We start from the raw sequence: 11,730 nt of genomic DNA, 5'->3' as shown, positions 1-11,730 counted from the left end.
AGTTTTTGACAATAATAAATAAAATAACACGCATTGGAAAATAACAGAAGTTAGATTTCAAAAACGGAAAGTGGATTATATTCAAGGGTTGCTTAAAAAGAGATTAAATGGGGGGGGGAATTTTTGAAATTTTGCAAAACTCGCCAAAAGAGCTAAAAATTCACTTTTTTGTTATAATCTATGCTTATTAAATTTTTTAAATTTGGAGATTTTATGAAAAAGATAATTTTAGCACTACTTATAATAGGGCAAATTTTTCTAAATGCCAACCAAAGCGATAATGAATTAATAAATTCACCGGAACTTGATAGTAAAACAAATGAGCAAATGCAAATTCTATCCAAATTTGTAGATTATTCTAGACCGGTTCAATCCGACCTAAGATACGACAAGTTGTCTAAAAAATTGGCAAATAATGAGATAAATATAGTAGAATTTGACAAAGCTGTTGAAAATTTAAAAGTCGAAACCACAAAAGATTTCTATGATAGTCTAGAATATTTTACTGAAATATCAATAGAAAGACCTTCCCCACGCGGAGTGTATTTTTCAATCGATACAGACAATACAAATGAATTACCTAGCGAAATTTGTATGCTTAGTAACCTAGAAACAATCGATGTCCGTGAAGCCAATATTACAGATTTACCGCCTTGTGTTGTGAATTTGACAAAACTTTCTATATTAAATCTTAGAGAAACACAAATAAAAGAAATCACAGAAATCATAAGCAAAATTCCAAATTTAAAAGCTTTAAATTTAAGTCATTCTAAGATAGAAAATCTAGGAAAACATATATTAAATATGAAAAATTTAGAAGCGTTAGACATTTCGGGCACTGATATATCTGAAATTTCGCCTGAATTTGGAAATCTTATAAACTTAAAACAATTTAATTGTGATATGTGTAGAAAGTTAAAATCTATACCTGACGAAATGGCAAATTTAAAAAATTTACAACTATTAAATTTGAGTTTAATTGCCCAAAAAGAATTCCCAAAGTGGATAACAAATCTGCAAAATTTAGAGTATTTATCTACTAGTTTTAAAAATTTTCCACAAAATTTTTCAAATTTACAAAACTTAAAAGTTTTAAGTATCAGCAATGTAACCCAAGAAAACTTTATGGAGATACTTAAACTACGCAATTTAGAAGATTTGCAACTAAACGATAGCAATATCACTACCATACCTGATGAAATTGAAAATTTGGCGAATTTAAGGCGATTTGAATACACCAGAGGAAGCCTAAAAACGATTTCGCCAAAAATTGCAAATTTGAAAAATTTAGAAACGCTTTTGATTTATGATAATAAAGATCTGTCTGCTCTGCCTGAAAATATCGGAGAATTAACAAATTTAGAATATTTAAACATAGGTTTTACTGGCATAAAAAAGCTACCACCTAGCATAGTAAATTTAAAAAATTTATTCCGTATAAACATTTTGGATTTGCCTATACAAAACCAAGAAATTTTACAAGAAATGCCGAATTTAAAGATAATTACAAAAAGATAAATTTAGTTTCTGCGACTAAATTCGTCATAGCCAAATTTTTTGATTTTCAAAATTTTAAAGCGAATAAAAAGAATTAAAAATAAACTTAAATGGTGGTTAGAGGCAGAATCGAACTGCCGACACGCAGATTTTCAGTCTGCTGCTCTACCGACTGAGCTATCCAACCACGAAATAAAGGGGGTATTGTATTCAAACCCCGCTTAAAATCTATTTAAACGAGCCAGAATACAAAATTTAAAAGGGAGAATTTCAAGAAAAATCTTGAAATTCAAACAATTATTTTAAAGCAGCCTTTGCTTTATCAGCTAATGCAGCGAAAGCCTTAGCATCGTTCATAGCAAGGTTTGCTAGGATTTTTCTATCTAATTCGATGTTTGCAAGTTTAAGACCGTGCATAAATTTAGAATAACTAATATCGTTGATTCTGCAAGCAGCGTTAATCCTAACGATCCATAGTCTGCGGAAGTCGCGTTTTTTCGCGCGTCTGTCGCGGTAAGCATAAACCAAACTTCTTTCTAATTGTTCTTTGGCTTTTCTGAAATGTTTTCTTCTTGCGCTATAAAAACCGCGAGCAAGTTTTAAAACTTTATTGTGTCTGCGTCTTCTAACAACGCCTGTTTTTACTCTTGCCATATTAATCCTTTCTTAAATGGCGCCCATTTTTGGGTCTTTCCCTATCTTAGGGGAGTTTGAATGACTAGGTCAAAAACTAAAATTATTTACAAAGCATAAGCTTAACAGCTCTAACATTTGTAGAATCTACATAATGTGGGCCGCGCAAATCTCTTTTACACTCGCTAGACTTTTTAGTCAAGATATGGCTGCGGAAAGCTGAACCGCGTTTAATCTTGTTTTTGCCTACTTTAAAGCGTTTTGCTGCGCCACGCACACTTTTCATCTTTGGCATGTTTATCCTTTTTTTTAAGATAAGCTGTGATTATATAATAAAATTTTAAATTTCTGCTGAAATTTAAAAATATTTAAGCTACGCCGAAATTTAAGACTTTTTCGGCGTAATTAGCATACTCACATATCTTCCCTCTAAAATCGGGGCTTTGTCGCGCTCTGCGCTACCTGCGAAATTCTCTTCCCAAATTTTGTTTAGCAAATTTACGCCAATCTCAGGAGTGCTCATCTCGCGACCCTTCAAAAACACGCGAAGTTTGACATGTTTGCCAGAATCCAAAAATTCTTTTGCGTGTTTTACCTTGTAATTCACATCGTTTTGAGCGATTTTTGCCGAAAATTTTATCTCTTTAATCTCGATGATTTTCTGTTTTTTCTTGGTCTCTTTTAGCTTTTTTTCTTGTTGATAACGGAATTTACTATAATCCATTACCTTGCACACTGGCGGTTTCGCATCTGGCGCGATTAGCACGAGATCGACACCTTGTTTGCTTGCGATTTGCAACGCCTCATCTAGCGAGATTACGCCGTATGCTTCACCATCTTCGCCGATACACCTAACTTCATCAGCCTCGATTTCTTCGTTTAGAAAAACTTCTTTTTTGCTGCTCAAAAATTCACCTCATTTAATTTGTTTTGCACGAAATCTAAGAACTCGCTAAGCCCTAAATTTCGCTGTTCGCGCGCACGCCTATCACGCAATGCGACGCTACGATTAGCCACTTCATTATCGCCAAGAACGATGATTAATGGCACCTTTTGCTTTTCGGCTGTTCTGATTTTTTTATTTAAAGTTTCGTTTTTGGTTAAAATTTCGCTGTCTATACCCAATTCGCGTAACATAGCTGAAATCTCTTTTGCATACGCGCTGTGCGCTTCGCCAATCGGGATAATCGCCACTTGTGTCGGGCAGATCCAAAACGGAAGCTCACCAGCTGTGTGTTCGATCAAAATTCCTATAAATCTCTCAAAGCTTCCCAAAATCGCTCTGTGAAGCATGACAGGCTGTTTTTTCTCATTGTTTTCGTCGATATAGCCTAGCTCGAAGCGATTTGGCAGGTTGAAATCCACCTGCACGGTGCCACACTGCCATTTTCGCCCCAATGCGTCAGTGATTTTTATATCAATTTTTGGTCCGTAAAACGCACCGCCGCCCTCGTCGATACCATATTTAAAGCCCTTTTCATCAAGTGCGTCTTTAAGCGCTTTTGTAGCAATCTCCCACACTTCATCATCGCCCACAGCTTTGGCGGGTTTGGTTGAAATTTCCATTTCGTAGTTGAAATCAAATGCGCCCATTAGCACATCGACGAAATCTAAAATTTCATAGACATTTTCTTTGATTTGGCTTGGCATACAAAAGATATGCGCGTCATCTTGGGTGAATTCACGCACTCTAAACAACCCGTGCAAAACGCCTGATTTTTCGTGTCTATGCACGACGCCGTATTCGCAAAATTTAAGTGGCAAATCGCGGTATGAGCGAATTTCGCTTTGATAGACTTTGATATGACCCACACAGTTCATCGGCTTAATGCCGTATTCTTGCTCTTCGATCATCGTAAAATACATATTTTCTTTGTAATTTGTGTAGTGTCCGCTGATTTTCCACGCGTCAGATTTTAGGATTTCAGGGCCTCTGACTGGCTCGTAACCGCGACGGCGAAGCTGTTTGTAAAGCCTCTCTTCTAGTTTGACACGCATTTTCGCACCCGCTGGCAACCAAATCGGAAGTCCAGCGCCGATTTCTTCATCAAATGTGAAAAATTTCATCTCCGCACCAAGCTTGCGGTGATCGCGCTTTTTAGCCTCTTCAAGCATTGTTAGGTGATTTTTTAGGCTCTCTTTATCGGCAAAAACCACGCCGTAAATTCGAGTTAGCATTTCGCGTGTCTCATCGCCGCCCAAATACGCACCCGCAATCCTAGTTAAGGCGAAATTTCGCAAAAATTTGGTGTTTGGCACATGCGGTCCGCGACAAATATCCTCAAAATCGCCTTGCGCATACAAACTCACTTCGCCCTCTGGTATGCGTTTTAAAACCTCGACTTTTAGGTCGTCCTCGGCGTATTTTGCGCTAACAGCGCCTTTGGTAGAGCAAATTTTAACTATATCTTGCTTGGCTTCGGCTAGCTCTTTCATTTTTTTCTCAATCGCCTTTAAATCGTCCTCGCCAAGCTTCTCGCCGCCGTTTTTGCTCACGCGCATATCATAATAAAATCCATCTTCAATCGCAGGACCCACGAAAAATTTCGCGTCTGGGTAGAGTGATTTGACAGCTTGTGCTAACAAATGCGCGCATGAGTGGCGAAGCACTTTTAGCGCGTCAGCAGAGTTATCGAAAAATATCGGTTCTGCGCCATCTACGCCCTCGCCGATACTTTGAGTATCATAAATTTCACCATTAAATTTGTATGCGATAATGTCGCTCATTTTTTTCCTTTTTTACCAAATTTATCTTTTCTACAATAAAAGAATAAGCTGTAATTTTAGCCAATACAACCTTAACCGTAAATTTAAATTTGGCTAAATTTTAAGAAATTTTAAGCGAATTTTGAATTTTCATTAAATTTTGATTTGAAATTTAATTTTTTGGATTTTGTATTTTAGTGGTGACCCCTACGAGATTCGAACTCGTGTTACCGCCGTGAAAGGGCGATGTCCTAACCGTTAGACGAAGGGGCCACTTAATTCGGTTAAATTAAAAGGAACGATTATTTTATATAAATTGCGCTTAAATTTCACTTAATAAAGCTTGAATTTTTATAAATTTCGCTAAAATGAAAATATTAAAATTTAAAAAAGGACAAAAATGAAAAAAATAAATTTGATTTTTGCTGGATTTTTGGGAATCGGGGCAGTGTTTTGTGGTTGCGCCAAGCTCACCCCGCAAAAGACGCAAGCGGTGGCGTTTTCGATAATTTCGCCAAATTTGCGCCTAAACGACACGGGATTTATTAGAAGTTTTAAAAACCAAACCGAGTTGCAGGTCTATTCTAGCGGGGTTAGCGTGCTTTCCTTGGTCGCAAAAAACGAAAGCGTATGCATGAACAATGCCTGCGATGATGAGCCAACTTTCAATGAGAAATTTTTCAAAAACGCCCATTACAAGGGCTTTTTGGGCGAAATTTTGGGCGCGAAGGCAATCTATGGCGCGAAAAATTTAGCCAAAACAGATTGCGGATTCGAGCAAAATTTGGGCGAAATTTCATACAGCGTCTGCGATGATAGCGGTAAAATTATCAAATTTAGCGACAAAAAAGCCAGGGTAAAAATCAGCGTAAGAGAGCTTTTATGAAGCGTGTCGGAGCCCATGTAAGCGCTGCTGGCGGGGTTTTTAACGCTCCGCTTAACGCGCAAAAAATCGGCGCAGACGCGTTTGCGCTTTTTGTCAAAAATCAGCGTCAATGGAGCGCAAAACCACTTAGAGATAGCGATATAGCGCAGTTTCGTGCAAATCTCGCCACCACTGGCATACGCGCAGAGCATATCCTAGCCCACGATAGCTATCTCATAAATCTAGGCCACCCAGACCCCACGCTTCGCCAAAAAAGCCTTGACGCCTTTATCGACGAGATAAATCGTTGCGAAAAGCTTGGCATAAAACTGCTAAATTTCCACCCGGGCTCGCATTTAAATGAAATTTCGCCCCAGCAGTGTCTGCAAAATATCGTCAGGTGCCTAAATTTCGCTATCGCAAACACTAGCAGTGTCAAACTCGTCATCGAAAACACAGCAGGCCAAGGCTCAAATTTAGGCTTTGAATTCGCCCAAATCGCCTCCATAATCGCGCGCGTAAGCGACAAGGCCCGCATTGGCGTATGTATCGACACCTGCCACGCGTTCGCCGGTGGATACGACTTTCGCACGAAAGACGCCTATGAGCGCACTATGAGCGAGTTTGACCGCGTAATCGGCTATAAATTTTTATCAGGCATGCACCTAAACGACACCAAAAACGACCTTGGCGTGCGCAAAGACCGCCACGAGAGCCTTGGACGCGGATTTTTGGGGCTGGCAAGCTTCGAAAACATTATGAACGACAAAAATATCGATGAAATTCCGCTCATTTTAGAGACGATTGATGAGAGTATTTGGGCGGACGAAATCGCGCTACTACGCTCGTTTGTGCGCTAAATTTAGCCAAATTTCGCTAAATTTCGCTACCGCAAGTTTTTAAATACTGCGCCGAAATTTCAGGCGCAGTATTGCGAGATTGCGTAGCGAAAATTTAAAATTTAAATAAAAAAGGGAAATTTAGCGGTTTGCTAAATTTCCCAAAATTTGCAATAAAATTTGCATAAATTTTACTTCGCTACGGCTTCGATTTCGATAGAAATTTTTATATCATCACCCAGCATTGCAGTGCCGCTACCTGGGGCGAAATTAAAATCAGAGCGTTTGATTTTGCCCTCTAAACTAAAACCAATTTTATCTTTGTCGCCCTGCTTGGCTTCGCCACCAAAATCATAGTCGAACTCAACTTCTTTTGTAATATCGCGAATCGTAAGCTCGCCTTTGACCTTGTCAGGCGCGAACTCTTTCATCTCAAATTTCATATCAGGAAATTTTTCTGAGCCAAAAAAATCGTCCGCTTGCAAGTGAGCGTCGCGTTTTTCGTTGTCAGTAAAAACTGAGACGGTTTTGACCACGGCGCTTAGTTTATTTAGTTTGCCGTCCTCAGCGTCAATCTCCGCACTAAAATCCTTGAAGTTTCCGATCACATTGCTAATGCTCATGTGTTTGATCTTAAAACCTACGCTAGAATGGGCGTTATCGACCTCGTAAGGGGTAGCGTTTGCTAGCATTGCGCCAAGCGCGCATGCACTTAGAATTGAGATAATTTTCATTTTTTCTCCTTTTGAAAAATTTAAAATTTGGATTTTAGCTTATGTTTATTAATAAAAATTATTTATAAGAAATTTTATGCGAGAAAGGTGCGAAAAATATAGAAATCTATTTTATCTTTTCTTTTGTAATTGATTTTGTAATTGATTTTGTAATTGATTTAAAAGCACAATATTTGAAAGTGTGCAATACACTACAATTAGCAATACATACACACTCCGTTGTTTGTATAATTTTTGGCATTGAATTTTTTAAATTCTTCCTCTAATGCCTGTATGTCAATATCGGTGTTTTGCATAATTTGACTTAATAAATATTTGAAATAAAATTTAGAAATTTAGAAGAATTTGTCTGCGAGTTTCCTCGCAGACAAGAGCTATTACATATATCCGTAGAAGTGAGCTAGGATATATCCTAGGAAGCATGAGCTGAATACGCCGATGAAACCAGGGATAATGAAGCTGTGGTTGATAACATATTTACCGATTTTTGTTGTGCCTGAGCGGTCGAATTGAATCGCAGCAAGGTCGCTTGGGTATGTAGGTAAGATGAAATAACCATAGCATGCAGTTGCGAACGCAATGATTGTTCCTGGATTTACACCGATAGCAATCGCTAGTGGAACGAAAGTCGCAGCAGCAGCAGCTTGTGAGTTAAGGAATTTTGAAATCAACATACCAACTACAATGTATGTAAATGGATATGCTTGCATTACCTTACCAAGTGAGCCAGCTAGCATATCAATATGAGCGTGGAACATAGTATCAGCCATCCAAGAGATACCATAAATCGCAACAAGCGCAATCATACCGCTGTGGAAGATTTCGTTTTGAGCGATTGTGCCGGCTTTGATACCTGAATAAATCATCATAATAGCAGCAGCAAGGAGCATAAACATTTGGATAGTATCAACCATACCAAGAGTTTTTGAACCTTTTGTGCTTGTAGCTACATCAATTTTTGCGTTTTCGTAAGTTTTAGTTTCGCCTTTTGCATTTACATAAGTTACATTTGCGCCGTCTTGGCTAACTTTGTAAGTTTTGCCGTCTTTGTCTTTAACCTCAACGCTTTGTGCGCTTTGAGTTAATTTAGATTTATCTTTTTTAACGCTCATTTTTGTCTCAGCACCGCTTAACATCATAGTTCCGTCGCTGATTTTTACTTTGTCTAGGACTTTTGAGCTATCGCCTGCATCTACGATATTAACGATAGCAGCGTCTTTTGAGATAGACCATGTCGGGCGAAGTTGTTTGTAATAACCCAAAACCGCAACAACAACGATTGCTGAAAGGAAGATATACATAACATTCCATTGTTTTTGTGGAAGTTTAACACCAACTAGTGATTTAGCGTCATCAGAACCATAGATGATTTTTCTTTGCTCTGGATCTTTAAGTTTAGCTTGGAATTCCTCATCTTTTTCAAGGCTTTTACCGCGGAATACTGAGTATGTGCTGATACATAGCATACCGAAGAAAGTAGAAGGAATAGTTACTTTAAGAAGGTCAAGGTAGCTAGAAAATCCCTCGATTTGAGCACCAGCGCCTAGCAATACAGCTACGATAGAAACACCAGCAACTGAAACTGGGCTAGCGATGATTGCTAATTGTGATGAAACGGTAGTAGCTGCCATTGGACGCTCTGGGCGCACACCACTTTTCATAGATACATCGTAGATAATCGGCAAAAGTGTATAAACTGTGTGACCAGTACCGCAAAGAACTGTCAAAGTCCAAGCACACATTGGTGCAACATAACAAACTAATTTTGGATTTTTTCTCAACGCTTTTTCAGCAAGTTGAAGCATAACATCCAAACCACCCGCAGCCTGCAATGTAGCTGAGGCGACAACAACCGCAAGGATTGTCAAAATAACATCAACGGCTGGTTTGCCCGGAGACATTTTGAATAAAAATACGAGTATAACTAAACCTATACCACCTAAAATACCAAGGGCCATACCACCCTTTTTGGCACCATAAAACAGACACGCCAAAACTATTATCAACTGAATAGTAAATTGGACGCTCTCAGACAAACCTGTAAGAAACTCCATCGCTTCTTCCTTTCCTTAAAAAATACTTATTTTATTATATCAATATTTCTTTTAAAGAAATATAAATAAAATTCAAATATTGAATTTTTATAGAATAAGTGTTAAAAATTTATTTATAATACTTATTCAAAATTTAGAGTTATCTTTTCTCTACATGCAATCCAGCCCAAGTTTGCGCTGTCGCCATAGCCTCGACGATATTTATATTGACATGATGAGGCATATTTATGCAATTTAGCACGATTTGTGCTATATCCTCTGCCTTAATCGGATCCGTGTTTTCATAGACCTTTTTCGCTCTTGCTTTATCGCCTTTAAATCTCACATCGCTAAATTCAGTCTCGCAAATACCCGGCGCGATCTCTGTTACGCGAATACCAGTGCCGATTAAGTCGTTTCTGATATTTCTGCTGAATTGCTTCACAAACGCCTTGCTTGCGCCATAGACATGGCTTCCAGGATACGGCCACGCACCAGCAGTAGAGCCGATATTGAAAATATAGCCATTACCACTTTGCAAAAGTAGTGGTAAAACTGCCTTTGTAGTGTAAATAACGCCCTTGATATTCGTATCGACCATAGTCTCTAAATCCTCGATTTGAGCGTCTTTAATGCCATCTAGACCAAGGGCAAGACCAGCATTATTTACCAAAATTTCGACATCTCTATACTCACTCGGCAAATTCTCCACAGCTTTAAAAATTTCATCTTTATTTCGCACATCAGCTACGATTATATGGGTATTTCCTAGCTCTTTGGCCAAATTTTCTAATCTCTCTTTTCTGCGCCCAAGAGCGATGATTTTATAGCCCTCTTTGCTTAAAATTCTAGCTATCGCCTCGCCAAAACCACTTGTAGCACCTGTGATAAAAGCTGTTTTTTTCATAAATTTCTCCTATTTTATGAAGCTAACTTCTGGCAAAATTTCCGCTAACGCCTCATCTTTTTTCTTGTTAAATTCAACCTTATTTTTCTCAAAAAGATTATTGCCTTTCGCGTCGATTGATACGATTAGTGGGCCAAATTCTTTGACTTTGCAATTCCACAAGGTCTCTGGCATACCAAGCTCCATCCAATCAGCACTTACGATTTCCTCGACCTCCATAGCAGCGATTACTGCGCACCCTGCCGGGAAAACGCAGTGCAATGCGCCAAAATCCTTGCAACCATTTTCTGTATTGCTAGCCATTCCACCCTTACCCACGATTACTCTAACGCCTGTTTTTTCGATAAATTCATACTCGAATTTCTCCATACGCATACTTGTCGTAGGTCCTACTGAGACGATTTCGTATCTATCCTCGCCACCAGCGCTTGTTTTTTTGATAATTGGGCCTGCGTGCAGTATCGCCCCACCACGGATATCAAGTGGCAAAGGCATATTTTTTTCGACTACGCGCCTGTGAGCCACATCGCGACAAGTTACGATATTTCCGCTTAGATAAATGATATCGCCAATTTTAATATCCTCTAAATCCTCCCTAGAAATCGGAGTTTGCAAAATTTTCTTATTCATATTTGTAGTCCTTATGAGATGTCACGGTAAAGCTTAAATCACCGTTCCAAACGATATTCGCGCGTCTGTGCGACCAGCAGCCTGTATTTACAGCCACAGCGATGACTGAGGGGTGACGGGCTGAGTTTTCGATATGCACGCCCAGCACCGAGCTAGCTCCGCCCATGCCTTGCGGGCCAAGGCCGATTTTGTTAATGCCATCTTCTAGCAATTTTTCGGTTTTTGCGGCGCGCTCGTTTGGATTATGCTTTCCAAGCGGGCGAAACAAAGCTTTTTTAGAAAGCAACGACGCCACATCTATCGAGGTTGCCACGCCCACGCCCACGACTAACGGCGGACAGGCGTTTAGGCCATAGCTTGTCATTATATCCATTACGAATTTCACCACGCCCTCATAGCCCATACCAGGCATTAGCACGCCAGCCTTGCCAGGAAGCGTGCAGCCACCTCCTGCCATGTATGTATCAATCTCGCATTTATCGCTACCAGGCACGATTTCCCAAAAGATCGAAGGCACATCTTTTCCGACATTTTTGCCGGTGTTGTATTCATCAAAGGTCTCGACGCTGTTGTGGCGAAGTGGGGCTTCTTTTGTCGCTCGCAAGACGCTTTCCCTTAAAATTTGCTCTAATTCGCCAATTAGCGGGAATTTTGCGCCACATTTTACGAAAAACTGAATCGCGCCAGTATCTTGACAAGAGGGGCGATTTAGCTCTTTGGCAAGCTCTTGGTTTTTAAACATCGTCTCATAAATCGTCTTTGCTAACGGCGCACTTTCTTTGCTCGCTAGCTCCTTTAATTTCGCCGTGACATCATCTGGCAAAATTTTGCCACTGTATCCGACGAGACTAGCCATGACGGCGGTCATTTTCTCTACATTTTCCAC

At 39.4% G+C, this 11,730-nt stretch carries 12 protein-coding genes and 2 tRNA genes; 3 read left to right on the top strand and 11 right to left on the bottom strand.

Annotated features, from left to right (window positions below):
• Window positions 1-213: 213 nt before the first annotated feature.
• Complete coding sequence (locus OFN91_RS07315; protein ID WP_270873779.1) at window positions 214-1,518, top strand: leucine-rich repeat domain-containing protein; 1,305 nt, start codon at window positions 214-216, stop codon at window positions 1,516-1,518.
• 90 nt (window positions 1,519-1,608) lie between these two features.
• Here OFN91_RS07315 and OFN91_RS07310 read toward each other — a convergent pair.
• From OFN91_RS07310 to OFN91_RS07285, 6 genes are all read right to left on the bottom strand, one after another.
• Window positions 1,609-1,684: transfer RNA gene (locus OFN91_RS07310), tRNA-Phe, on the bottom strand.
• A gap of 110 nt (window positions 1,685-1,794) precedes the next feature.
• Window positions 1,795-2,151: a 50S ribosomal protein L20 gene (gene rplT / locus OFN91_RS07305; protein WP_270858736.1), complete on the bottom strand. Its 357-nt coding sequence runs from the start codon at window positions 2,149-2,151 to the stop codon at window positions 1,795-1,797.
• Between the two features lie 82 nt (window positions 2,152-2,233).
• The gene (gene rpmI / locus OFN91_RS07300; RefSeq protein WP_270858735.1) at window positions 2,234-2,425 is read right to left on the bottom strand and encodes a 50S ribosomal protein L35; all 192 of its coding nucleotides are present in this window, start codon (window positions 2,423-2,425) and stop codon (window positions 2,234-2,236) included.
• A gap of 90 nt (window positions 2,426-2,515) precedes the next feature.
• Window positions 2,516-3,037: a translation initiation factor IF-3 gene (gene infC, locus OFN91_RS07295; protein WP_270858734.1), complete on the bottom strand. Its 522-nt coding sequence runs from the start codon at window positions 3,035-3,037 to the stop codon at window positions 2,516-2,518.
• Complete coding sequence (gene thrS / locus OFN91_RS07290; protein WP_270873778.1) at window positions 3,034-4,857, bottom strand: threonine--tRNA ligase; 1,824 nt, start codon at window positions 4,855-4,857, stop codon at window positions 3,034-3,036. Before thrS ends, infC begins: the two co-directional genes overlap by 4 nt.
• Before the next feature lie 177 nt (window positions 4,858-5,034).
• Window positions 5,035-5,109, bottom strand: a tRNA-Glu gene (locus OFN91_RS07285).
• Between the two features lie 127 nt (window positions 5,110-5,236).
• On the opposite strand from OFN91_RS07285, the gene OFN91_RS07280 reads away from it, so the two are divergent.
• Entirely contained in the window at window positions 5,237-5,722 is a 486-nt protein-coding gene (locus OFN91_RS07280; protein WP_270873777.1) for a hypothetical protein, read from the top strand.
• Window positions 5,719-6,561, top strand: a complete 843-nt coding sequence (gene nfo / locus OFN91_RS07275; protein WP_270873776.1) for a deoxyribonuclease IV — start codon at window positions 5,719-5,721, stop codon at window positions 6,559-6,561. The genes OFN91_RS07280 and nfo overlap by 4 nt, the downstream gene beginning before the upstream one ends.
• 170 nt (window positions 6,562-6,731) lie before the next feature.
• On the opposite strand, the gene OFN91_RS07270 is transcribed toward nfo, so the two are convergent.
• The 5 genes from OFN91_RS07270 to ttdA form a co-directional block, all read right to left on the bottom strand.
• Window positions 6,732-7,274 carry a YceI family protein gene (locus OFN91_RS07270; protein ID WP_270873775.1) on the bottom strand — a complete coding sequence of 181 codons (543 nt, stop codon included), beginning with the start codon at window positions 7,272-7,274 and terminating at the stop codon, window positions 6,732-6,734.
• 377 nt (window positions 7,275-7,651) lie between these two features.
• On the bottom strand, window positions 7,652-9,328 hold the full coding sequence (locus OFN91_RS07265; protein WP_270873774.1) for an anaerobic C4-dicarboxylate transporter: 1,677 nt from the start codon (window positions 9,326-9,328) through the stop codon (window positions 7,652-7,654).
• Between the two features lie 139 nt (window positions 9,329-9,467).
• Window positions 9,468-10,214, bottom strand: a complete 747-nt coding sequence (locus OFN91_RS07260) for an SDR family NAD(P)-dependent oxidoreductase (RefSeq protein ID WP_270871075.1) — start codon at window positions 10,212-10,214, stop codon at window positions 9,468-9,470.
• Window positions 10,215-10,223: 9 nt separating this feature from the next.
• Complete coding sequence (gene ttdB / locus OFN91_RS07255) at window positions 10,224-10,844, bottom strand: L(+)-tartrate dehydratase subunit beta (protein WP_270858726.1); 621 nt, start codon at window positions 10,842-10,844, stop codon at window positions 10,224-10,226.
• Window positions 10,837-11,730, bottom strand: a complete 894-nt coding sequence (gene ttdA / locus OFN91_RS07250) for a L(+)-tartrate dehydratase subunit alpha (protein ID WP_270873773.1) — start codon at window positions 11,728-11,730, stop codon at window positions 10,837-10,839. The genes ttdB and ttdA overlap by 8 nt, the downstream gene beginning before the upstream one ends.

This window comes from Campylobacter sp. JMF_08 NE1, from assembly GCF_027737875.1.
Lineage (GTDB): Bacteria > Campylobacterota > Campylobacteria > Campylobacterales > Campylobacteraceae > Campylobacter_B.
This window is presented reverse-complemented; position numbering and strand designations above follow the sequence as displayed.

Coding starts and splice junctions, on each gene's coding strand:
- thrS (WP_270873778.1), bottom strand. CDS start 4,857: ATGAGCGACATTATCGCATACAAATTTAATGGTGAAATTTATGATACT.
- OFN91_RS07270 (WP_270873775.1), bottom strand. CDS start 7,274: ATGAAAATTATCTCAATTCTAAGTGCATGCGCGCTTGGCGCAATGCTA.
- OFN91_RS07280 (WP_270873777.1), top strand. CDS start 5,237: ATGAAAAAAATAAATTTGATTTTTGCTGGATTTTTGGGAATCGGGGCA.
- ttdB (WP_270858726.1), bottom strand. CDS start 10,844: ATGAATAAGAAAATTTTGCAAACTCCGATTTCTAGGGAGGATTTAGAG.
- rplT (WP_270858736.1), bottom strand. CDS start 2,151: ATGGCAAGAGTAAAAACAGGCGTTGTTAGAAGACGCAGACACAATAAA.
- OFN91_RS07315 (WP_270873779.1), top strand. CDS start 214: ATGAAAAAGATAATTTTAGCACTACTTATAATAGGGCAAATTTTTCTA.
- rpmI (WP_270858735.1), bottom strand. CDS start 2,425: ATGCCAAAGATGAAAAGTGTGCGTGGCGCAGCAAAACGCTTTAAAGTA.
- OFN91_RS07260 (WP_270871075.1), bottom strand. CDS start 10,214: ATGAAAAAAACAGCTTTTATCACAGGTGCTACAAGTGGTTTTGGCGAG.
- nfo (WP_270873776.1), top strand. CDS start 5,719: ATGAAGCGTGTCGGAGCCCATGTAAGCGCTGCTGGCGGGGTTTTTAAC.
- OFN91_RS07265 (WP_270873774.1), bottom strand. CDS start 9,328: ATGGAGTTTCTTACAGGTTTGTCTGAGAGCGTCCAATTTACTATTCAG.